This is a genomic window from Bradyrhizobium sp. 190, from assembly GCF_023073415.1.
Lineage (GTDB): Bacteria > Pseudomonadota > Alphaproteobacteria > Rhizobiales > Xanthobacteraceae > Bradyrhizobium.
In genome coordinates, this window is the sequence record NZ_JADPJL010000005.1 from 154,377 (window position 1) to 175,497 (window position 21,121).

Genomic DNA, 21,121 nt, shown 5'->3' on the forward strand with positions numbered 1-21,121 from the left:
CCATGCACAAGCCGACGATCCCCGGACCCGATCCCGATACACGAACGCCCAAATTCAAACTCCCCGCGCTGGCGTGTGATGCGCATACCCACATCTTTGGCCCCGGTGACAAATACCCTTACGCGCCGGGACGGCCCTATACGCCGCCCGATGCGCCGCTGGAGGATTTCCGGGCGCTGCACAAGAAGCTCGGGATCGGCCGTGCCGTCATCGTCAATGCCAGCGTGCACGGCACCGACAATCGCGTGGCGCTTGATGCCATCGCGATCAGCAACGGGACCTTTCGCGCCGTCGCCAATATCGACGATACCATTACCGAGCGCGGCCTTCGCGAGCTGCACGAAGGCGGTTTCCGCGGTTGCCGCTTCAACTTCGTGCGCCATCTCGGCGGGGTGCCCGACATGAGGGTGTTCCATCGCATCGTCGCGATGGTGGCGCCGCTCGGCTGGCATATTGATCTGCATTTCGATGCGATCGATCTGCCTGAATATGCCGAGATGCTGGCAAAATTGCCGGTGCGCTACACCATCGATCACATGGGGCGCGTCAAGGCATCTGACGGTCTCGACCAGCTTCCGTTCCGGACGCTGATCGACCTGATGACTCGGGACGAGAAATGCTGGGTCAAGGTGTGCGGCTGCGAGCGCGTGTCATCCGGCGGACCGCCGTTCCACGACGCAGTGCCGTTCGCACGACGCATCGTCGAGACCGCGCCGGACCGCGTGATCTGGGGGACCGATTGGCCGCACCCCAACGTCAAGGTGATGCCGAACGACGGCGATCTGGTCGACCTTATCCCCTTGTTTGCGCCGGAGCCCGAGCTGCAGCAGAAGATCCTGGTCGACAATCCGGCGCGGTTGTTCGAGTTTTGAAGGAGCGCGTGCGATGGTGGACAAACGATACACCCTGAGCCGGCGCGGCGTGTCGATCGCCGGTATGGCCCTGCTGGTGGCGGCATTGTTGCTGCCGCAAATCGCCGAGGCGCAGAATTATCCAAACAGGCCGGTGCGGCTGATCCTGCCGTTCGGCGCGGGCGGGGTTGCCGACGTCACGGCGCGGCTCGTTACCGAAAAACTCGGCGAAAAGCTCGGCCAGCGCTTCGTCATCGAGAACATGGCGGGCGCCGGCGGCATCAACGCCGCACGCGCCGTGCTGTCCGCACCTGCGGATGGCTATACGCTGGCGCTGCTGAGCAACGGCACCGCGATCTCGGTATCGTTGTTCAAGAGCCTTGGCTTCAATCCGGTGACCGACTTCGTTCCGGTTTCGAGCATGGGCTATTTCGATTTCATCTTCGTGACGCAAGCCGGCTCGCCATATCCGACGCTGGCTGAATTCATCAAGGCGGCCAGGGCAAAACCCGGCGCGCTCAATGTCGGCACCATCAATGTCGGGTCGACGCAGAATCTTGCGGCGCAATTGTTCAAATCGACCGCCGGTGTCGACGTCACCATCGTGCCGTTCCGCAGTTCGCCCGATGTGCTGATCGCGCTGTTGCGCGGGGATATCCAGATGGCGATCGAGAACTACAGCGCGGTGCAGTCGCATGTTGCCGACAAGGCGGCCATTGCAGTGTCGTCTTCGGGCACGATCCGCACTTCATTCCTGCCTGATGTGCCGACGGTGAAGGAAGCGGGCGGCGGCGATTTCGAGGCGCGGTCGTGGAATGCGATCTTTGCGCCGAAGGGCACGCCGCCGGAGGTGATCAAGACGCTCAATGCCGCGCTGCGCGAGGTGCTCGACATGCCGGAGCTGAAGAAGCGCGCGCTCGATCTCGGCATCGAGGCCAAGGCCAGCTCGCCCGAGGAAATCCTCGACCGGCTCAAGGCCGATATCGACAAATGGGCTGGTGTGATCGAGCGGGCAGGAATTGCCAAACAGTAGTCACGCGGCCGGTGCGGCCGGCCACGTGCGACAAGCGAAGGAGGAAATCCCGATCATGAGCAATGCTGGCAAAACGGGCCTGGTGGTCACGGCGCATCCCGGCGATTTCGTCTGGCGCGCGGGCGGCGCGATCGCGCTGCATGCCAAGAAGGGCTATCGCGTCAAGATTGCCTGCCTCTCGTTCGGCGAGCGCGGCGAAAGCCAGTTCGCCTGGAAGGAGGCAGGCGCGACGATGGAGAAGGTCAAGGCTGGACGGCGTGACGAGGCGCAGCGCGCGGCGGAGATGCTCGGAGCGGAGATCGAATTCTTCGACGCCGGCGACTACCCGCTGCGGCTAACGGATAAGCATTTCGACCGCATGGTCGATATCTACCGCGAGCTCAATCCGTCCTTCGTGCTCACCCACGCGCTGGAGGATCCTTATAATTTCGATCATCCGAACGCGGCGCACTTCGCCCAGGAAACCCGTGTCGTCGCGCAGGCGATGGGCCACAAGCCCGGCGCCAAATACACCTATTCGGCACCGCCGGTGTTCCTGTTCGAGCCGCACCAGCCGGAGATGTGCAATTTCAAGCCGCAGGTGATCCTCAACATCGACGAGGTCTGGGAGATCAAACGCAAGACGTTCGAAGTTCTCGCCGCGCAAAAGCATTTGTGGGCCTATTATGAGCGGGTCGCGTTGCAGCGGGGCGTGCAGGGCGGCCGCAATACCGGCAAGCCGATGACCTATGGCGAGGCTTATCAGCGGCTGTTCCCGATGGCGATGGAGGAACTGGCATGAAGACGGTCGTCGTCCGCAACATCAAACGAACCGATGCCGAACTGGTGAAACGGCTGGGCGCGCTTGGCGTCGCCACCGCGCATGAGGCCTATGGCCGCTTCGGGCTGATGAAGCCCTATCTGCGTCCGGTGTGGAGCGGTGCCGAAGCAGCCGGCACCGCCGTGACCGTCCTGGCACAGCCCGGCGACAACTGGATGATCCATGTGGCGGTGGAACAGTGCAAGCCCGGGGACATCCTGGTAGTCGGCTGCACGACGGATAATACCGACGGCATGTTTGGCGATCTGCTGGCGACTTCGCTGATGGCGCGCGGAGTCAAGGGGCTCGCCATCGACGCCGGCGTTCGCGACGCCAAATCGCTTCGTGAAATGGGCTTTCCGGTTTGGTCGAAGGCGATCTCGGCCAAGGGCACGGTCAAGGCGACGCTGGGCGCGGTCAACGTTCCCGTGGTCTGCGCCGGTATTAATGTCGTGCCGGGCGATGCCGTGGTCGCCGATGACGACGGCGTGGTGGTGATTGGACGTAGGGACGCCGCCGACGTGGTCGCCAAGGGCGAGAAGCGCGTCGCCGACGAAGACGGCAAGCGCAAGCAGTTGGCGGCGGGCGTGCTCGGCCTCGACATGTACAATATGCGCGAGCCGCTGGCGAAAGCCGGCCTCGTCTATGTCGACGAGCTGGAGGAAGACTGAGGTGGCGATGCGCCTGCGGACCTTGCTCGGCGACCATCCCGGCACGACCGCGCTGAAGAATGGGTCGATCAGGTCGGATCTGGTCGCGCTCGATTTCGCGCAGTATTCGCCGACCAACAAGGGTTTTAAGCCGATGGTCCGCGAAGGGGCGTTCGACGTCTCGGAGATGGCGATCGTCACTTATCTGATGGCGAAGTCTTTCGGCAAGCCGATGGTACTGCTGCCGGATGTCGTGCTGGCGCGGTTCCAGCATGGGCATGCGCTTTACAATGCGAAGGCCGGAAAGTTCGCGCCACGCGATCTCAACGTCAAGCGCGTCGGCATTCGCTCGTTCACCACCACGACCGGTGCGTGGCTGCGCGGCATCCTTGCCAATGATTATGGCGTCGATCTCGATTCGATCGACTGGGTGACGTTCGAGGACGCCCACGTCGCTGAATTCGTTGATACGACCAAGCGGGCACCCGCGGGCCAGCAGATTATCCAGATGCTGATCGACGGCGAACTCGATGCGGTGCTCGGCGAGAAATCGGACCATCCGGATTTGAAGCCGCTGTTCGCCGACGTCGCTGCGGAAGAGAAGGCGTGGTTTGAAAAGCACGGAGTGGTGCCGATCAATCACATGGTGGTAGTGAGCCAGGCATTGTCGGACCAGCACCCGGATGTGGTCCGGGAGGTTCATCGGCTGCTGGCCGAATCTGCCGCCGTTTCATCCGCTGCGGCCCGCTTTAGCCCGGACGAGATGCGGCGATCGCTGGAGCTGATTATCGATTACTCCGCGCAGCAAAAGCTCATCCCGCGCGCGTTCAACGTGGACGAACTGTTCGACGACGTGACGCGGACGCTGTAACTGTAGGGTGGGCAAAGGCGCATGGCGCCGTGCCCACCATGTGGTTTGAACTGGTGGGCACGCTGCGCTTTGCCCACCCTACGAGAGAGACCGCCAATGACATCAGAGCCGATATTCGATCTCGCCCATCTCGGCCATATGGAATTGCTGACGCCGAAGCCGGACGAAAGCCTGAAATTCTTCGTCGACGTCATGAACATGACGGTCAGCGGCCAGAAGGGCGAGTCGGTTTATTTGCGCGGCTGGGACGATTACGAGCGCTATTCGCTCAAGCTGACGGCCTCGAAAACATCAGGCATGGAACACATGGCGCTGCGCGCCCGCAGCCCGCAGGCACTGGAGCGCCGGGTTGCTGCACTGAAGGGCTCCGGCTTCGACATCGGCTGGGTTGACGGTGACATGGGGCAGGGGCCGGCGTTCCGCTGCCGCGATCCCGATGGCCATATCGTCGAGCTCTATTACGAGACCGAATGGTACCAGGCGCCACCCGAGTTCAAGCCGGCGCTGAAGAACCAGGCGCAGCGGTTTCCGGCGCGCGGTGTCAATGTCCGCAGGCTCGATCACCTCAATTGCCTCGCCATCGACATCAAGGCCAACCGTCTCTTCTTCGAAAACTATCTGGGCTTGCGCACCACCGAGCAGATCGTGCTCAACGACGGCACGGAAGCCGCGATGTGGATGACGATGTCGAACAAGAGCTACGATTTTGCCTATACTCGCGATCACTACGGCAAGGCTGGCCGCTTCCATCATGTTACCTACGCGCTCGACAGCCGTGAGGAAATCCTGCGCGCCGCCGATATCTTTCTCGAAAACGGCATCCATATCGAGACCGGCCCGCACAAGCACGCGATCCAGCAGACCTTCTTCCTCTACGTCTACGAGCCCGGCGGCAACCGCGTCGAGGTTGCGAACGCCGGCGCCCGCCTGATCCTCGCACCCGACTGGAAACCGATCGTCTGGACCGAGGAAGAGCGCAAGAAGGGCCAGGCGTGGGGGCTGAAGACGATCGAGTCGTTTCACACCCATGGCACGCCGCCGGTGTGAGATAGGGCTCCGTCGCCAAACGCGGACCGCCCCCGAGCATAACGCCGGCATTGCGCTCGAGACGCAGGCGGCACGGATAGGCGCAGGCGACTGCCAGGTCACCGTCACTTCTCAGAGGCATCTGCGGTAAGTTGTCAGACGGTCTGTCCCAAAGCTCCCGGGCATTGACATGCGCGGCGGCAGGTTACATCCTATAGTGGTATTTATACACAAGATTGACCGCACATTTCGGCGGCGAATTTATTTTTTTTGCATAGGGAGGTCGCGATGGACGACAAGATCATCGTTAGCAACCGTGCTGCGTTAACGGCCAAGTATGGCAGTGCCGGTGTTGGGAAGATCAAGCAGGCTGTCACAGCCCTGATCGCGGCCGATGAAAAGCGCGGCATCAAGACCCGTCTGGTATATCTGGACACCGCGGCCGCCATGAAGAATTTTAGAGGCAAAGCCGTGACCGATCCCGCGGACGCGCGCCAGAACAAGGAAGCGATTGATGCGATTTTCAAAACCGGAGATCCGGACTACCTGATGATCCTGGGTGCTGCCGACGTGGTCCCTCATCAGGATATGACCAACCCTACATTCGTGCCCAACGACGACCCGGACAGGTTTGCGTACGGCGACTTGCCCTATGCGTGCGATACGCCATATTCGCGAGACATCGCCACATTCAAGGGGCCGACCCGTGTTGTGGGACGACTTCCGGACCTTACGAGAAAGACCGGCCTAAACGGACAGAAGCCCGCATCACCCGCATACCTTGTTTCGGTGCTCGGATTTGCGGAGAAATTCAAATCGCGCGATGTCGCCGAGTACGGCAAGTTCTTCGGCTTGTCGACGCACTCCTGGCGCAAGTCCACTGAGCTTAGTCTCTCCAACACCTTCGGCAATCACGGCGCGCTTACGATTGCTCCGCCGAGCGGCCCAACGCATTCGGCTGCCCGCATCGCGCCGCTCGCTCATTTCATCAACTGCCACGGAGGCCAGACGGATCCGAATTTCTACGGCGAAAAGGGCAACTCTCAGCCGATATCGCTCACCAGCGATGGCATCGCAAAGAAGATCAAGCCCGGAACGGTGGCTGCCGTCGAGTGCTGCTACGGTGCTGAGCTTTACGACTCGGTCACGCTCGGGCTGCCGATACCGATCTGCCAGCGATACCTCATTCAGGGGGCCTACGGATATTTCGGCAGTAGTACGATCGCCTATGGCCCCGCGGACGGGAATGGGGCGGCTGACCTCATTACCCAGTACTTCCTTGCGGCGGTGCTTGGCGGAGCATCTATCGGACGTGCGGCGCTTATGGCGCGCCAGCAATTCGTTGCGCAGACGGGCGAGCTCGATCCGGTGGATCTCAAGACGCTTGCGCAGTTTAGTTTGCTGGGCGATCCGTCGATCACTCCAGCGGTAGTTCCTAGCCCAACCAGTGTTCCAAAGGGCGTCGATGCCGAACAAGGCGAGCGTCAAAGCCGGCACCTGCGCCGCGCAAAACTGCGCGCAGTTGGCCAACTGCTTCAGGAAAGCAAGCCCACTGCATCCAAGAAGGCGCGCAAGGTGCGTAAGTCCGAAACCGTCCGCAAGGCGCTCAGCAATATTGCGAAGGAAGCCGGGATCGGGAGCAAGAGGGAGTTTATGGCCTTCGACGTCAAGACGCCCAAAGGAGCGCGTCCACGCGGCAGCAAGGCGGTTCCGGCAGCATCGCATTATTACGTTGCTGTGTATCGACCGAAAAAGGAGTATTCCAGCGTGGCGGCCGTGGCCAAGGAAGTCAGCGGCCGGATCGTTGGATATCGAATCTATGCGGAAAAATAGTGGGAAACAGCAGCGATAGTCCCGAGAAAGTTGATGGGTTGACCGGCACCGTAGCGCGGGGATCGTTCGGCGAAGGCAGCAAAAGTGAGCGAGAGGCGATCTGGTTGGAAGCGGACGGCCGTCGCTTAGTATTGAGGCGCAAGGGCGGGCCAAGCTTCGGAGATCAATCGCTCGAAAAATATGTAGGCAAGCGCGTGAAGTGTGACGGCTTTGTCGTCGGCTACACGCTGCTCGCTGAGCGGATCGAAACACTGGGGTAGACGAGGCGTTTTACGGGATCGGTTCTGACGCATCCGGAGAGGGGGGCAGATGGCGCGCGCAGGAAAACGCAAGAACGTCAGGAAGGCCTCGCGGGCCAAGGGCCGAGCCGGAAAGGTGACTGCGAAAGCGGCTGCGAAGTCCGTTCCGGCTACGGGGCCCGTTACGCTCGACGAGGCAAGGGCGCTGGCCCAGGCAAAGCAGCCAAAGTTGGCAATGCGGGCCGTGCGGAAAACAGCGGCGCCCCCGGCATCACCTGCGGCGGTTGGCGCCGAGCGCGAAAAGTTGAAGAAGGAACAGCGCGACGAACGGGCGCAGCGTATTCGCGAGTACAAGGCGACGATGGAGATCATGAAGCGGCGCGGCGCCCGGTCGCCGCGGCCAAAAAGCACCAAAGCGCGGGATGGCGAACCGACGGCGAAGGACGGCGGATCGTTCGAGCCGCTGCAGATCTTCGCCGAGGGTGATTCCTGGTTCGATTATCCGGTCCCCTTTTTCGGAGGTGGTATCATCCCTCGGCTGGAAGATCGGCTCGGTGTGCCGATCCTGAATCTGGCCAAGGCGGGCGATGAGGTTCGCTACATGCTCGGAGTTGAGGAGCGTGCGGTGCTCACGGAGAACCTCAGCAATGGCAGCCCAGCGGGAGATCCTTGGGACGTGCTGCTCTTTTCGGGCGGCGGCAATGATATCGTGGACAACCCCATGGCGCTGTGGGTCAAGGACTGGAATCCGGCGCTTCCCCCGGCTGCACTCATCCACAAGGCGCGCTTCGACGCGGCTCTCGCATTGGTGCGCGCCGGTTATGAGGACGTGATCGAATTGCGAAACGAGCTCAGTCCGACCACGCAATTGGTCTTTCATGGCTACGACTTTGCAATTCCTGACGGCCGCGGAATCTGCGGGTTCGGTCCATGGCTCAAGCCCACATTCGAACTACGGAAGTTCCCAACGCGTGCGGCGATGGAGGCTGTGGTCAAGGCCATGCTTCAGCAATTCGCGGCGATGTTGGACTCGCTGGCTGGTCCGACGGTCACCTTCGTCAACGGCCAGGGTACGTTGGTCCCCCAGCCCAGCTCCTGGCACAACGAACTTCATCCTGCGCGCCGGGGATTTGAAAGATTTGCCGACATTTTTCACGTCAGGCTGAAGGCGCTTTTCCCCGATCGCGTCGCATAGCACTTGGTTCGGTCATCCGGACCCTTGTTACGTGCCGGCAGTACCCCGCCTGGACATGGCACGCAACCGGCCGAGGCCCGTCTCGATCGAACCCCGCGTCGAACGGGTCAATAACCACGTGCTCAACCACGATGTCCGTCCGGCAATTGCTGCCGCGCTGATTCCGGACGAGGTTGCCGGATTGGCGAGGGCTGTCGGACCCACATGGGTCGGCGAAAGGAGATTTCGGGCCGCGTCCATCGCCGGCTTCTCGATCCAGCGATAGGTCAGCGCGGCAACGGGAACTACGAGCACGGTAAGTATGATCGCGGGCAACATCGCCTGTCCCGGCGTTCCCAGCAGCATCAGCTTCTCGTCATTGTGCCAGCCTACCAGATTGAGATGGGCCTTTTGCCCGACGAAAGAGACTCCCATCTTCGTCACCTGAAACAAGAAGGTGTGGAGCATGTAGATCGAGTAAGACCACAAACCGAGTTTTTGCAGAATGGACGAACGCAATATTTTCGAAACAGCGCCCTGATCGTACGAAAAAATGTAAATGACGATCATTGCGAGCAGCGGATACGCATAGTGCGACGGGCCCCATGGTCGGGTTGCAGCAAACGCAATGACCAACACCACACAGCAGGCCTCCCATAAATTCGGCGCCGTCAGTTGGTCGTCCGAACGCGCTCGCAGACCATACGCCAGGCAGCCCGCGAAGAAGCCGAACATGGCCCGCAGGATGCCCCAGTCGGCCGAGACAAACAGCGTGTCTGGCGACACCTGGTAGAGCAGCGCCCCGACCGCCAGACAAAGTGCGAGGAAGATCCCATAGCGCTGGCGCGGGAAAAGCAGGACGACCGTCGCGAACAGGATCGACACGTAGAACTCGACGGCCGCACTCCAGGCGGGGCCATTCCATGACAATCCAGCGTGCAGATTAAAAGATTGCAGAAACAGGGTGTTCGTGACGACCTCCCAGAGCGAGCGTCCCGGACCGAAGGCCTGGGAATCCAGCGCGAACGTGGTATCGGCACGGCTGAAGATGAACTTGCCGGTTTCAAGTCCGACGAACAGGGTCAACATCACGATGTGCAACGGCCAAAGGCGGGCAAACCTCATCGCCACAAACCGGATGGTCTCGGCGCGATCGTTGAGACGTTGGCCATAAGCGTGACAGAGCACGAAGCCGGATAGGGCGAAGAACATGTCCACGCAAAATTGCAGATTGGCGAATGAGCCGATGTCTTTAAGAGCATGGTAAACGGGGACGTGGAACAGAACCACGAGCAGCGCACAGACGCCACGCAGTGCATCGAGTGCCTCAAAACGAGCCACAATCGCAGATTTTGTTCCCGACATGGTACATCTTCTTCTATGGTTCTTTCCGGTTGTATTTCTGTCAGCAAAAGCGGGGCCACAAACCTGGCAAGGCCGGGATCGAACCCGAATGTTTCGAACCGGGGCATGGTGCCGGTGAGAGACGTCGTGTCCCCGGCCATTGCGCCGATCATGTTGCGCACCACCTTGATGCATGGGCGTGAAAGAGACCGTGAGGGTGTGCCGATGGCAGAGTTCGTGGATTTCGCCAGCGAGGCATTTTTTCGTGATCCGCAGGCCGGCGTCGCGAGCTTGCGCGCCGCCGGTCCGGTCGTCGCGACGAAGTTTCCGATCATAGGCCGCGTCTGGGTTACCACGACCTACGAGGCGGCGGCGCGCGTGCTGAAGGACAGCACGTTGTTCACGCTGCGCAAGGAGGGTGGCGCAGTTGTCGGCCTGCCCTGGTGGATGCCGAAATTCATCGCGACATTCGCCAACAACATGCTGACGATGGACGAGCCGGATCACACGCGGCTGCGAAGTATCGTCGACGAGGCGTTCCGTCGCCGCGCGGTCCTCGACATGGAGCCGCACATCCGCGCCATCGCCGATCGCCTCGCCGATGAATTGTTCAGCGAAGGCAGCCCCGCCGATCTGGTGCAGCGTTACGCGCGGATGCTGCCGCTTGCGGTGATCTGCGAGCTGCTCGGCCTGCCGCCGGCTGACCGGCCGAAATTCATCGCCTGGGCCAACTCGATGGCGCATCTCACCAATGCATTCGGCTTTCTGCGGTTGATCGGCGGCCTTATCAAGATGCGGCGCTATCTGCGAGAACGCCTGTGGCTCGCCCGTGAAAAGGGCGGCGAAGGATTGATCGCGGAACTCGTGCGCGTCGAGCAGGAGGGCGGACGCATCACGCCGGATGAGATGGTCTCGATGGTGTTTCTGCTGCTCGGCGCCGGCTCCGAGACCACGACGCATCTGATCAGCGGATCGGTGTTCGAATTGCTGAAGGATCCGGATCGCCGCGACTGGCTCGCGGCGGACTGGAGCCGCGCGGGGCTTGCGGTGGAAGAATTCCTGCGCTTCGTCTCGCCGGTGCAGTTCTCAAAGCCGCGCTACGTGCGCCAGGACGTCGATATCGAGGGCGTGAAATTGAAGAAGGGCGATCGGGTCATGGCGATGATCGTCGCCGCCAACCTGGACAAGGAAGCCAATGAGTGCCCCGAACGGCTCGATCTGGAGCGGCGGCCGAACCGGCATCTATCGTTCGGAACAGGAATTCATCTCTGTCTCGGTCACCAGCTCGCGCGGATCGAAGGAATTTGCGCACTGCAGGCGCTGTTCACGCGCTGGCCGGGATTAAAGCTGGCGGTTGAGCCGTCGCAAATTCATTGGAGGAGGCGGCCCGGCATTCGCATGATCGCGGAGCTGCCTGTGATGGCCGGCGTTTGACGAGGGCGGCTAAGAGGAAAGGGCCGACAAGTCTGGCTGGGGAACTAGGACCCTACGCGAAAGGCTCCGAAACCCTAGAAATACTGCAACATAAGGTCTATACCAACACCTGCGTTGGGGGCGATCCGTTGGGGGCGCCGTTGGGGGCAGGGGCATGAACGTCATTCTAAGGTCGGAAAAAGGTGGCGGCGATCGGCGCTATCTAACCCAGCCCCGAGGCGAAGGGACGACTTGGTATGCTGTCGCTGAAGTTCCTAGGAGTTTGCGGCGCGCCATCGGAAAGAAGCGGCTTCTGAGGTCCCTGGAGACGATCGACCTTCGTGTGGCCCGCGTTGCCCGCTGGAATGCAGTCGCGGACTTGAAATCCCAGATTGCCGGACACCGGACGCCCGGACCCGAGGATCAGGACCCCTTGCTTTTGGAGGCCATGGCTCTGCGGGAGGAATTTGTGAGGGCGGATGCCGCGCGGCGCAATGACCTCATGTATCAAATCACGGACCGCGCCGAAGAGATCGACCTAGCGGCGGGTGGCACTCGGGACGATTACGAACCCTTCGAAGACCCCCGGGCGGCCAGCAAGCGGGCCACCGAGTTTGTCCAACTGGCCGCAGCAAAGGCCACTCCGGCCGATCTTTACGTTGAGCGGTGGCTTTCGGCTTCCACTTACAGCGAGCGCACTAAAGCTGATGCCCGCACGGCACTAGCGCAGTTTAAGGAATGGTGCACGAAGGCAAGCCAAGGGTTCTTTATCGAGACAACCACCGATCGGGTTGCTGCCGATTTTCGCGATGAGGCTTTCGTCAAGGCTGGTGTCCATTTCAAGACAGCGAACAAAAAGCTATCCGCCTTGCGGCAATACTGGGGTTGGCTCGACCGAAGCTTTGGTGTGAAGTCGAACCCTTGGATGCGCAAATCGCTTCCTAAAGCCAAGGCTCACAGGATCGCGCAAGATGGTCCAATGGGCGCGGAGCGGCCGTTTACGGACGACGAGGTTCGCACTCTCCTCGCTGGCCCCGCGGATACCGATTTGGCCAACGTCATGCGGATTGCGGCCTTGTCGGGAATGCGCCTTGATGAGATCGGGCAGCTTCGTGTCGGTGATTGCCGCGACAACTCCGTCAGTGTCACACGCAGCAAATCCGCGGCGGGTGTTCGCACCATTCCGATTCATTCGGCGTTGCGGTCGAAGATTGCGCAACTCATGGGTAAGCGTGATGCCACGGCATATTTATTCCCGGACTTTCAGGACACCGGTTGGGACGGCAACCGCACCATGGCGCTCTCCAAGCGGTTCACTTACTACCGCATAAAACTCGGCGTGCATGACAAAAGGCCAGGAGCACGGCGATCAAAGGTGAACTTCCATAGCTTCCGGCGTTGGTTTGCGACGAAGGCTGAAGATGCCGGACACAGAGAGAACGTCGTGGCAGACATTATGGGCCACGAAAGCGAGGTCGGGATTACCTTCGGGCTCTATTCGAACGCTCAGTTGAAGCGGCTGAAGATGGCCTGTGTGGAATCGGTCAAGCTTCCGCTTTAGTGCGCTCCTCACGGAAAAGGCGCTGGTTTGCCAGGGTTGCCATGCGATCAAATTCGGAAACGCAATCCCTCATCCAATCGGTTGTAGCTTTGCCAAAGTCATATGACGGAATATGCGGATGCTGAAGGCTTAGACGTCTTTGAACTTGGGCACCCGACATCTTATCGATAACGCTTGCGAATTCCGAGGTAATTGATGCCGGCATGAAAATGCGCTGTTCGCGAAGAACTAAGCGGGCCTGATAGATATCAGTTTCCGCCAAGGACACGGTGCGCCAGTTTATGACCTTAGCGTACTCCTTTTCGCGATCGGTCGCGTTCAGTAGCATCTCCTTTTCTCGCTCATCTAAGTCCGATGATGCCATAAAGCTTGTCAGGTCGTCTGCGGACATGGTGCTAAAGCGCGGGATTGTCATCATTTGGCCCGTGCAAGTGTTCGTCGAAAGCCAAGCTTTAACGAACGCCTTCCAAACCGCTTCGGTAGCAGCGAATTCCATTTCGTTTGAGCGCCGGCCACGATCGCCAAGGTGATTGAGTTGTTCTCTGAGAAGCTCCAGTTCACGGCTCTGCGAGGATTTTATGCGTTCAAGTTCGTGACTTTGCTGGGCCTTAAATCCTTCCAGAGCCTTGTTAGTTCTAAATTGAAACAGCGCCTCTCCGAGTTTGGTAGGCAGGAGGAGCGTAGCGCCGATGAGGCCGCCGATCGCCGATACAATCCAAGGGGAAATCTGCGTCCACAGCTCGTGCATCATTGGCCATCTAAGGTTCGTAGCGCCGAGATAAGTAGTACCCTACGTATGCCGTAAAGCAGTTGAAATTGGTCATTGATGCTCTTGATGTCGAGACGTTTCGCGAGCGCTTTGAGATCGGCATCCTCGTTGAAGATAGCTGCGAGGCTGATGAATCCCGCAGCTTCAGCTCGAAGATCACCTCTCTGTTGTACCATGGCCAAGTCTGAAGCTCTCTTCGCGCAGGTCGATAATGTGTCTTTCAGCTGATGCCTGGCGTACTCGGGTGTATTAACGAGCCGCGAAAGTTTGGCAACATCGGTTGTGTTGCTCTCTTGCTGAACCCACGCGTCTTCAGCCGGAGTATTTGATGGCAAAGCCGTCAATAAGTCACGACAGAATGCCGTGAAAAGCTTAGTCAGCTCTGCCCTGGCCGAAGCATCGAAAGGCTTCCCAGAGAAACCAAATTTCAGGATTTGAGAATAGGCCGTTGGGGATTGCGCGTAACTGGGCCCCACTAGCAGGAGAAGTAGGCCGATCGTTGCAGACCATCGGTTAATCGATATCATCGTTGAGCTACCTGGGCGCGATGGTTCTTGATCATCACTGCTGTCACATCGGCCGGATAGCACAGCGGGGTCGCTCCGCCCGGACGGCTATATGCGCTACGGCTCCCGCAGCTTCGGCCATTGCGCATCCGATCATCCGGGCAGGCGCACGGTCGGCCGCGGGTGTAATAGGCGCGACGGCTTTCTGCCACGATCAATGCTGCGATCGCTGCCCCGGTTAAGACTTCTGCGGTTCGCTTAGTGGGCGACGATGGGGCTGTTTCGGATTTGCCGACAGCAACTTGCCCGGCCTCAGCGTTTGACGGCTGCGTCCTTTGAGGTGCCAATGTCGCGACATTTGCTTTCGGAAGGGAAGTCTCCCTGAAGTGGCTCTCGGTACTCGATAGCCGCACCATTTGCGGGGGCTGACTGGGCGTTTTGGCTTTCGGTAAATCACTTGCTACGTACGCCGCTGGCAAATCCGCAAGGGAAGCATTTGTTGGCTTCGGATCAGCCGGCCGCGTTACGGCGTAGGCAAAAAAGACAATCCCAAAGAGCAGGAAAAATAGGCCGCGCATCGCTCCCCCCGGACCGGCCCAAAGCTTCTCGCAACTCACGCGGGAGATCAAGTCGTCGGCTATCTCTACGGATAAATATAGCAGGTCGTTGGCTCCCTATGGGGTAGGACGTCCGGCCTCCGTGTAATTTACCCGGAAAACCAGAGATTTCTTCGCCGACCACCCGGTTATCCTAAACGCGCGCTAATCTGGTGTGGTTAAATTCCGCTGATAACTATATGATTCCATTCAAATTATGTATGCTTCTGCAACGCGCTTCGGCTTCGAGCCCGAATTTCCACAGGCGGTTGGCACGACGCAAATAGCAATTGCAATTAGCAGGGAAGACGTGATCGTCTCTGCAACAACTCTAGCGGGAGTCTGTCATTTCTGAGCAATTTGCCCTCCTAGCAGAGTGGATGGCCGGGACCGTGCATCAACGGTCGCGCCAAGTGCTGCTTAATGATCAAGCGATAATTGCGAGCGACATTGGCGTGGTGCGAACAGAGAACCAAGACCGGGTAGCTGTGCTGCGGGTTTCCGACGGTCCGAGGCCTTTCGTCTGCTTCGCACTAAGCGACGGCATGGGCGGGATGAAGGACGGCGGTCCATGCGCGACCGTCAGCATCGCTTCGTTTTTCTCCTCATTGGTCGAAGCGTCCGAGTTAGAGCCTCATCGAAAGCTTCACATCGCGACCAATGTAGCGAATGAGACGGTTTACAAAACTTGGCAGGGGCGTGGTGGTGCGACGCTGTCGGCCGTTCTGATCGACGCAGACAATTCAGCGTACGTCTCCAACGTCGGCGATAGTCGCGTTTATGCGCTCGATGCCAAGTGGACAAAGTTGAGCCGTGTGACGGTGGATGACAATCTGAAAGAGGCCTTCGGGGGGGCCGATAGGGGCCTTGTCCAGTTTATCGGCATAGGGAAATCGCTGGTTCCTAATGTTCAGCAAGTCGCCGTCGGTTTAAGTTCATTTTTCATCACATCGGACGGTGCGCATTATTTCGATGAGAAGATATTTGAGCAGCTCTTGCTTTGTGCGACGGACCCGCTTCGCGCTACCGACCGGCTGCTGGCATTAGCTCGCTGGCTTGGCGGTCCCGACAACGCATCCGTAGCGGCGTTCAGTGTGTCGCACCTTTCGAATATGCTCGGTCGTCAAAATGGCTCGCTGCCCACGGTCTGGAGCGGACATTCTCAGCTCCACCTTCAACGGGTGCCGAACAAGGTTTTAAACACCGATGCTCCGCTGAGCCAGTCGGCCAACGAGCAGGAGCGCCCGCCTGCCACCAAGCAGCGGACGGCGACGAAACGGAAGAGCAGGACTTCAAAAAAGGCCGCACCAGGCGATCAGCTTGAAATCAAAATCTCTTCCGACGAGGGCGAGGATGCGACTGATAGCTAATCGGTATGAGCCGACGGGGAATGCTTCATGGGGAGGAATGGGCGAACTAAATGAATGCGAGGACAAGAACCTGTCCCGCAAGGTAATGCTGAAACGTGTTTTCAAGCCCTCTGACCTGCCGCGACTACTAGACGAACAGAAGGCGCTCATACGTCTGCGTTCAAAACACGTTGTTCAATTGTTGGACGTTATATCGTTCAAATGGAATAGCCAGGATATCCGATGCCTTGTGCTGGAGCACATACCCGGCACGGACCTAGACAAGCTGAGTTTCTCCGCAGGCGAGGAATATCAAAAGACCTTGTGGCAGATCGCGACCGGAATATCCGAGATTCACGCCGCTGGGGTAATTCATCGCGACATCAAACCTCAAAACATCCGGCGCGACGGAAATGGGATCATAAAGATCTTCGACTTTGGTCTCGCGAGAGAAACAGGAAAAGACGACAAGACTAAAAGCATAGTGGGCACGATCGGCTACATGGCCCCCGAGCTGTTCGGCACGAAAACAATTTCTTTCACAGCGGCCATTGATACCTTTGCTTTTGCTCGCACGGCACTGGCTCTTCTTGGAATTCAACCGCGTAACGAGAAACCAAAAGCCATACCCGCCGGCTCGGTCATTGCGGCTCAGTCCAAGCTCAATGTAGAGGTCGCTAAAACTCTAGAAGCTTGCCTCGACCTGTCGCCAACAGGCCGGCCTTCGATGAACGAAGTGACGGCACTCCTGGGACGAGATTTGCTTCGAGACAAGCACCGCGCCCGGGTTGGCACGCAGGCGCAAGCCTATGAACTGAACGCGACCAAGCGTACGGTCAATTTATCTTTTCAAAGTCAAGGCAGCCTGTCGATCAGATACGACGGTTATGAGTTTAAGATTACCGCGTTATCTGGCGATGTTTACGTGAACAACGCTAGAGCTACGGTGGGCACGACTATGTTGTCCGCATGCGTCATAACTATTGGCTCCGCGGCGCCGCGAGCTTTCGTGACTTTTGACATTTCCAACCCAGAGGTCATGGCATGATTACGCCGGGTACTGAGTTAGCTTCACGGTACGAGATCGTTTCTTATGTGGCCTCGGGTGGCATGCAAGATGTCTACAAGGCCAACGACAAGCTGACCGGCGAAATAGTTGCTCTAAAGACACCCCAGGCCGGTCAAGCGAACAAGCGGTTCAAACAGAGCGCCATCTTGTCTGCGCGGATAAGTAATTACAACGTCGCCAAGACTTTTGATTACTTTGAAGAAGGCAATGCATGTTATCTGATCGAGGAGTACATAGAAGGGACCACGCTAGAGGCAGCTACACTGGACGTTATTCCTCAAATCGATCCGCACCTCGCAGCATATTTGATGCTCCGTATTGCCAAGGGGCTGGCAGCTTCACACCAAGCTCAGGTAGCGCATCGAGACCTAAAGCCGAGCAACATACTTGTCGGCTCAGGTTTCTCTTCTATCAAAATCACTGATTTTGGAATTGCGACGCTTGCGGAAGAGCTTTTTGAGGAAGTCATTGCGAAGAGCGGAGACTTAACGCGCTCGACATCTGGAACTGTGAAGGGGGCGCTTCCTTACATGGCGCCTGAGATGATGTTTCGAAAGCCCGGCGATCATGTGGGATGCGAGGCCGATATTTGGTCTCTCGGAGCATTGATGTTTCGCCTGATGACAGGCTCATTCCCATTTGGTGAAGGCATGATGGTGCCGGTAAACGTTGAGAAGAAGCAACCTCTCAGTTGGCCAAGTTTCTTGACACGAAAAGCTCAGTTCGCCCCGCTTTCAAATTCGATAACCGGCATTGTCGAGAAATGCCTTGCTTACGACAAAGAGCAGCGGCCGGTTGCGCTAGAGGTGGTGGGCTCCTGCGAGGAGCTTTGCTTCCATTTTTCACCTCGCGAGTTCGGAGTCATCAGCGAGGTCAAATACTCGACCGGCTTCGTTAGATCATCGGACGGTGAGAAAATCTTCTATCACAAAGACAGCCTCTATGGCTCGTTGGGCGCCAAAGTTGGCAGCAAGGTGGTCTTTAGCGCTCACGACGGTACACCGTTCCCTCGTGCTCATCCCATTGTCGTTTGCCCATGACGTCGGGCTAAGCGCTAAGCGGGGCATTCCGGCTGCTTTGGTGCGATGCGATTTCACCTTAATGAACTGCTCCGGCCTGCAACCCGCTTCCGGGACTAAACCATTTTTGGGGCACAAATTTGAGAGGTGTCCTCGTCAGTCGCAACGTCGCCGTTCCCCCGTAGGGCGGGGCAGGTAACGGAGCGAGCTGCTTTCCGATGAAGAGACGGCTGTCTCCTTCACGTTCTCTGGTGGTCATCCGGCACGAGATGAGTCGTTTTGACTCATGGAAAATCGCCAAACGTTCGTTAGCGTATTCTCCAAACAAGGGGATCGCATGGCGAAAAGCGTTGATAAACAGCAGAAGGTGGTGCGCTACATCTCTTATTTGCGCGTGTCGCGGGAATCCCAGGGGCTGCATGGTCTCGGCATCGAGGCGCAAAGGCGGGCGGTCAGAGAGTACCTTGCGCGGGTGGGAGCCGCCGATGCGCTCTTAGCCGAATACGTCGAGGTCGAAAGCGGCAGGCGGAATGAGCGCCCAGAATTGCTGCGGAGCTTTGATCACGCACGAAATGCGAGAGCGACGTTGATCATCGCAAAGCTGGATCGGTTGTCACGCGATGTGCACTTCCTCACCGGGCTCGAAAGGGCCGGCATCGAGTTCATCGCTTGTGATCTGCCAAATGCGAATCGGCTTACGATCACCATCCTCGCCGCGGTAGCCGAGCACGAACGGGAGATGACGGCCGAGCGTACACGGGCGGCGCTTGCGGTGGCCCGAGATCGGGTCGCCAAGGTTGGCCAAAGAGGGCGCCCCTCGGTTAAACGGCTGGGCAACCCGAACGGAGCGGAGCACCTAAAGGAATTGGGCAACCGAGCGGCAGTATCGGCACTGAAGGCGAGAGCCGACGATACAGCGAGGCGGCTCAGCAACAGCCTGCATGCTGTGATCGAATCCGGGGCTAAATCTTCCCGGGCCATCGCAGTGGCTCTTAATGAACGGGGCGTGTTGTCGCCGCGCGGTTCTCAATGGGACGCCAAGGCGGTCATCAATTTGCAGCGCCGCTTGGCTGCCATGGGACAGCAAAACACATAGCCCTCTGACACATACAGGACCGGTCGAGCGGCTTGCCTCTGCGGAGACCGGTGGTGGTCCGACCTCCCTCGACCTGACATGTTGGGGGTAGCCCTTGGATGACGGGGGCGGGCCTCGTGGGCACCGACATCTCAGCTCGCCTCTTCGCAGGGGGGCGGGCTGGTGTGGTCGGTGGCCGCTTGTCCGTGGACCCTGATGCTACCTTCGCTCTCTGTAGCGGGTGTGCCGCGCACCACGTACGATTTGACGCTCCCCTGACTTCGCATTGTATCTGGCTTGCTCAGAGATGGTGCTCATCTTTGAAAGCACCCCTGTGCATCTACGCATTGATCTAGTGACATCCCCTTCTTGCACCCTGTCGGGAGTGGCGAGACCCCACAGACCCCTTGTTTTATAGTGTTTACGCAATTTTTATTTTTCGGTGGTGTTGCGCCTGTGTGCGAGAGCGCCTACGTCGTTGCTCATGGTTCGCATATTGCGGCCACGGATAGAAGGAGACTGAAATGTTGTCGAATATGACGACCGAAGATACTCACTGGTTCGTAGGCACCGTTGACAATCTTGGCTCGGTGGAAGTTGTTAGCAAGAATAAGAGTCCGACCCTTATTCTGAAATTCAAGACGCCCTACTTGGACAAGCTCGTGGCCATATGTCAGGCCCTTCGATACGAGGGCTCGCCGACCGGACCACGAAAGCCTTCGGGCGACTCGGTGCAGCCCCAGTACATCTTGACGTTTCGTGGCAGAAACCTTGCGATGATCGAGAACCTCGTTGTGCCGCTTCTGCGGACGGGCAAACGCAACGTGTTTGCAAGGCGGCGTGCTGAGTTGATGGCCCAGCGCGAAAGCTTGGGGCTTACGGGGCCGCGCTATTCGGTTGATGCGGAAGCACAGGCTTAGGCCTGAGCCGTAGCGTCTCGTTAGTTGGCATTCCGGCCGGGGTTCGAACTGCAAGATCCGAACTTCGACGCGAGGTGCACCGCACCCGATAGGGCCAAGGGCCGGGATTGCTGACGTTGCACGATATTTCGCTGAAGAGCGCATCTGTCGTCGTGCTACGACGAAGAGGAGTACTAATCTTGTTTGAAGGTAACGCGGCGGCCGCTTCTCGGCTGCGAAGCAGGCAGCTGTTGAGAGACCGCATCAACCTCGGGCCTCTCACGGCGGCGAGCACGTGCGCCATCCCGGGCTGCGGCCGTGCGACAATGAAGGCTGCCAAAATAGGGCTGGCCCCGCATCACTGCCGCAAGCACGTGGAGCACCGCGCAAGGCACGGCAGCTACTGGATCAACACCTACGCTGCCAGCGAGCTGAAGCCGTATCTTTCAGCAGCTACCGCCTACGTCCGCCTTTGGGCAGCCACCGACAAATTCATCGCCGCAGCCATAGCCGCTGTGCAAGCGGCACTGGACGAAGCTGGCCCGGTGGAGATTGCCACTCGGCTGAAAGGCATGCCGGCGACCAAGAGGGCGAAGATTGGTCTGGCCCGATTGCGGGTCGCTAAGGTCAAGCCGGAGCGCATCGTCTCAATCGTCCTGGCTGTGACCGCGCTGTGCGAGGAAAAGGCTCACCGTACGAAGGAGTTCCGCATGGTCCAGATTTGCAAGGCTGTCCACCGGCTCGCGAGCGGCACCCATAAGGTTTGGCAGGTCGAGGACTATCAAGGTCGGAAGCGACGGACCGAACTCCACGCCTTTCCTAGGTCGTCTGGGCCGGTGCTGCGGTTGATGGGCCGGGCCCTTGAAGAACCGTGTGAGTGGGTCGTTGAGAAGCACCTTGCGGGCGTGCTTGCCGTCAAGATCAAGCGATACGGCCGTCATCCATCATTGCCTTAGGCGATAAGAATCCCGCCTGACTATTTTCGCGGTGTTTCATCTTTCGCGAGATATCAGGTCGAGTGGTGACGGTACGTACATAATCGATG

20 protein-coding genes are annotated in these 21,121 nt (G+C 58.9%); 17 read left to right on the forward strand and 3 right to left on the reverse strand.

Annotated elements, in window-relative coordinates; translation table 11 throughout:
• Positions 1 to 2 precede the first annotated feature (2 nt).
• The 9 genes from IVB22_RS01960 (at position 3) to IVB22_RS02000 (ending at position 8,497) form a co-directional block, all read left to right on the forward strand.
• Entirely contained in the window at positions 3 to 872 is an 870-nt protein-coding gene (locus IVB22_RS01960; RefSeq protein WP_247515951.1) for an amidohydrolase, read from the forward strand.
• A 13-nt stretch (positions 873 to 885) separates the two neighbouring features.
• The gene (locus IVB22_RS01965; protein WP_247515633.1) at positions 886 to 1,884 is read left to right on the forward strand and encodes a tripartite tricarboxylate transporter substrate binding protein; all 999 of its coding nucleotides are present in this window, start codon (positions 886 to 888) and stop codon (positions 1,882 to 1,884) included.
• Between the two features lie 55 nt (positions 1,885 to 1,939).
• Positions 1,940 to 2,665, forward strand: coding sequence for a PIG-L deacetylase family protein (locus IVB22_RS01970; protein ID WP_247515634.1), 726 nt, complete (start codon positions 1,940 to 1,942; stop codon positions 2,663 to 2,665).
• The gene (locus tag IVB22_RS01975; protein ID WP_247515635.1) at positions 2,662 to 3,354 is read left to right on the forward strand and encodes a 4-carboxy-4-hydroxy-2-oxoadipate aldolase/oxaloacetate decarboxylase; all 693 of its coding nucleotides are present in this window, start codon (positions 2,662 to 2,664) and stop codon (positions 3,352 to 3,354) included. The genes IVB22_RS01970 and IVB22_RS01975 overlap by 4 nt, the downstream gene beginning before the upstream one ends.
• A gap of 7 nt (positions 3,355 to 3,361) precedes the next feature.
• On the forward strand, positions 3,362 to 4,204 hold the full coding sequence (locus tag IVB22_RS01980; RefSeq protein ID WP_247515952.1) for a hypothetical protein: 843 nt from the start codon (positions 3,362 to 3,364) through the stop codon (positions 4,202 to 4,204).
• Between the two features lie 96 nt (positions 4,205 to 4,300).
• Positions 4,301 to 5,251 (forward strand): catechol 2,3-dioxygenase, encoded by a 951-nt coding sequence (locus IVB22_RS01985; protein ID WP_247515636.1) that lies wholly within the window; start codon positions 4,301 to 4,303, stop codon positions 5,249 to 5,251.
• Between the two features lie 267 nt (positions 5,252 to 5,518).
• Positions 5,519 to 7,063 (forward strand): C25 family cysteine peptidase, encoded by a 1,545-nt coding sequence (locus IVB22_RS01990; protein ID WP_247515637.1) that lies wholly within the window; start codon positions 5,519 to 5,521, stop codon positions 7,061 to 7,063.
• A complete protein-coding gene (locus tag IVB22_RS01995) occupies positions 7,063 to 7,323 on the forward strand; it encodes a hypothetical protein (protein WP_247515638.1) in 261 nt (86 codons plus the stop codon). The genes IVB22_RS01990 and IVB22_RS01995 overlap by 1 nt, the downstream gene beginning before the upstream one ends.
• A gap of 49 nt (positions 7,324 to 7,372) precedes the next feature.
• Positions 7,373 to 8,497, forward strand: coding sequence for an SGNH/GDSL hydrolase family protein (locus IVB22_RS02000; RefSeq protein WP_247515639.1), 1,125 nt, complete (start codon positions 7,373 to 7,375; stop codon positions 8,495 to 8,497).
• 27 nt (positions 8,498 to 8,524) lie between these two features.
• Here IVB22_RS02000 and IVB22_RS02005 read toward each other — a convergent pair whose 3' ends face one another.
• The gene (locus IVB22_RS02005) at positions 8,525 to 9,841 is read right to left on the reverse strand and encodes an acyltransferase (RefSeq protein ID WP_247515640.1); all 1,317 of its coding nucleotides are present in this window, start codon (positions 9,839 to 9,841) and stop codon (positions 8,525 to 8,527) included.
• A 204-nt stretch (positions 9,842 to 10,045) separates the two neighbouring features.
• Here IVB22_RS02005 and IVB22_RS02010 point away from each other — a divergent pair, with 204 nt between their 5' ends.
• Together IVB22_RS02010 and IVB22_RS02015 are read left to right on the forward strand one after the other, a co-directional pair.
• Complete coding sequence (locus IVB22_RS02010; protein WP_247515953.1) at positions 10,046 to 11,254, forward strand: cytochrome P450; 1,209 nt, start codon at positions 10,046 to 10,048, stop codon at positions 11,252 to 11,254.
• Between the two features lie 154 nt (positions 11,255 to 11,408).
• On the forward strand, positions 11,409 to 12,794 hold the full coding sequence (locus IVB22_RS02015) for a tyrosine-type recombinase/integrase (RefSeq protein ID WP_247515641.1): 1,386 nt from the start codon (positions 11,409 to 11,411) through the stop codon (positions 12,792 to 12,794).
• Here the strand turns inward: IVB22_RS02015 and IVB22_RS02020 are convergent.
• A complete protein-coding gene (locus IVB22_RS02020; protein ID WP_247515642.1) occupies positions 12,778 to 13,545 on the reverse strand; it encodes a hypothetical protein in 768 nt (255 codons plus the stop codon). The two genes, IVB22_RS02015 and IVB22_RS02020, sit on opposite strands and share 17 nt — an antisense overlap.
• Positions 13,542 to 14,090, reverse strand: a complete 549-nt coding sequence (locus IVB22_RS02025) for a hypothetical protein (protein ID WP_247515643.1) — start codon at positions 14,088 to 14,090, stop codon at positions 13,542 to 13,544. Before IVB22_RS02025 ends, IVB22_RS02020 begins: the two co-directional genes overlap by 4 nt.
• Before the next feature lie 955 nt (positions 14,091 to 15,045).
• Between IVB22_RS02025 and IVB22_RS02030 the strand changes: the two genes are divergently transcribed.
• The 6 genes from IVB22_RS02030 (at position 15,046) to IVB22_RS02055 (ending at position 21,032) form a co-directional block, all read left to right on the forward strand.
• Positions 15,046 to 16,035 carry a PP2C family serine/threonine-protein phosphatase gene (locus tag IVB22_RS02030; protein WP_247515644.1) on the forward strand — a complete coding sequence of 330 codons (990 nt, stop codon included), beginning with the start codon at positions 15,046 to 15,048 and terminating at the stop codon, positions 16,033 to 16,035.
• Positions 16,019 to 17,062 carry a protein kinase gene (locus IVB22_RS02035; protein WP_247515645.1) on the forward strand — a complete coding sequence of 348 codons (1,044 nt, stop codon included), beginning with the start codon at positions 16,019 to 16,021 and terminating at the stop codon, positions 17,060 to 17,062. The genes IVB22_RS02030 and IVB22_RS02035 overlap by 17 nt, the downstream gene beginning before the upstream one ends.
• The gene (locus IVB22_RS02040) at positions 17,059 to 18,123 is read left to right on the forward strand and encodes a serine/threonine-protein kinase (protein WP_247515646.1); all 1,065 of its coding nucleotides are present in this window, start codon (positions 17,059 to 17,061) and stop codon (positions 18,121 to 18,123) included. Before IVB22_RS02035 ends, IVB22_RS02040 begins: the two co-directional genes overlap by 4 nt.
• 316 nt (positions 18,124 to 18,439) lie before the next feature.
• On the forward strand, positions 18,440 to 19,198 hold the full coding sequence (locus tag IVB22_RS02045; RefSeq protein ID WP_247515647.1) for a recombinase family protein: 759 nt from the start codon (positions 18,440 to 18,442) through the stop codon (positions 19,196 to 19,198).
• A gap of 503 nt (positions 19,199 to 19,701) precedes the next feature.
• Positions 19,702 to 20,097 carry a hypothetical protein gene (locus IVB22_RS02050; RefSeq protein ID WP_247515648.1) on the forward strand — a complete coding sequence of 132 codons (396 nt, stop codon included), beginning with the start codon at positions 19,702 to 19,704 and terminating at the stop codon, positions 20,095 to 20,097.
• 179 nt (positions 20,098 to 20,276) lie between these two features.
• Complete coding sequence (locus tag IVB22_RS02055) at positions 20,277 to 21,032, forward strand: hypothetical protein (protein WP_247515649.1); 756 nt, start codon at positions 20,277 to 20,279, stop codon at positions 21,030 to 21,032.
• Positions 21,033 to 21,121 lie beyond the last annotated feature (89 nt).

What these genes read in the sequence shown, in the direction of transcription:
- IVB22_RS01960 (WP_247515951.1), top strand. Translation starts at nt 3, where the DNA reads ATGCACAAGCCGACGATCCCCGGACCCGATCCCGATACACGAACGCCC.
- IVB22_RS01965 (WP_247515633.1), top strand. Translation starts at nt 886, where the DNA reads ATGGTGGACAAACGATACACCCTGAGCCGGCGCGGCGTGTCGATCGCC.
- IVB22_RS01970 (WP_247515634.1), top strand. Translation starts at nt 1,940, where the DNA reads ATGAGCAATGCTGGCAAAACGGGCCTGGTGGTCACGGCGCATCCCGGC.
- IVB22_RS01975 (WP_247515635.1), top strand. Translation starts at nt 2,662, where the DNA reads ATGAAGACGGTCGTCGTCCGCAACATCAAACGAACCGATGCCGAACTG.
- IVB22_RS01980 (WP_247515952.1), top strand. Translation starts at nt 3,362, where the DNA reads ATGCGCCTGCGGACCTTGCTCGGCGACCATCCCGGCACGACCGCGCTG.
- IVB22_RS01985 (WP_247515636.1), top strand. Translation starts at nt 4,301, where the DNA reads ATGACATCAGAGCCGATATTCGATCTCGCCCATCTCGGCCATATGGAA.
- IVB22_RS01990 (WP_247515637.1), top strand. Translation starts at nt 5,519, where the DNA reads ATGGACGACAAGATCATCGTTAGCAACCGTGCTGCGTTAACGGCCAAG.
- IVB22_RS02000 (WP_247515639.1), top strand. Translation starts at nt 7,373, where the DNA reads ATGGCGCGCGCAGGAAAACGCAAGAACGTCAGGAAGGCCTCGCGGGCC.
- IVB22_RS02005 (WP_247515640.1), bottom strand. Translation starts at nt 9,841, where the DNA reads ATGTCGGGAACAAAATCTGCGATTGTGGCTCGTTTTGAGGCACTCGAT.
- IVB22_RS02010 (WP_247515953.1), top strand. Translation starts at nt 10,046, where the DNA reads ATGGCAGAGTTCGTGGATTTCGCCAGCGAGGCATTTTTTCGTGATCCG.
- IVB22_RS02015 (WP_247515641.1), top strand. Translation starts at nt 11,409, where the DNA reads ATGAACGTCATTCTAAGGTCGGAAAAAGGTGGCGGCGATCGGCGCTAT.
- IVB22_RS02020 (WP_247515642.1), bottom strand. Translation starts at nt 13,545, where the DNA reads ATGATGCACGAGCTGTGGACGCAGATTTCCCCTTGGATTGTATCGGCG.
- IVB22_RS02025 (WP_247515643.1), bottom strand. Translation starts at nt 14,090, where the DNA reads ATGATATCGATTAACCGATGGTCTGCAACGATCGGCCTACTTCTCCTG.
- IVB22_RS02030 (WP_247515644.1), top strand. Translation starts at nt 15,046, where the DNA reads ATGGCCGGGACCGTGCATCAACGGTCGCGCCAAGTGCTGCTTAATGAT.
- IVB22_RS02035 (WP_247515645.1), top strand. Translation starts at nt 16,019, where the DNA reads ATGCGACTGATAGCTAATCGGTATGAGCCGACGGGGAATGCTTCATGG.
- IVB22_RS02040 (WP_247515646.1), top strand. Translation starts at nt 17,059, where the DNA reads ATGATTACGCCGGGTACTGAGTTAGCTTCACGGTACGAGATCGTTTCT.
- IVB22_RS02045 (WP_247515647.1), top strand. Translation starts at nt 18,440, where the DNA reads ATGGCGAAAAGCGTTGATAAACAGCAGAAGGTGGTGCGCTACATCTCT.
- IVB22_RS02050 (WP_247515648.1), top strand. Translation starts at nt 19,702, where the DNA reads ATGTTGTCGAATATGACGACCGAAGATACTCACTGGTTCGTAGGCACC.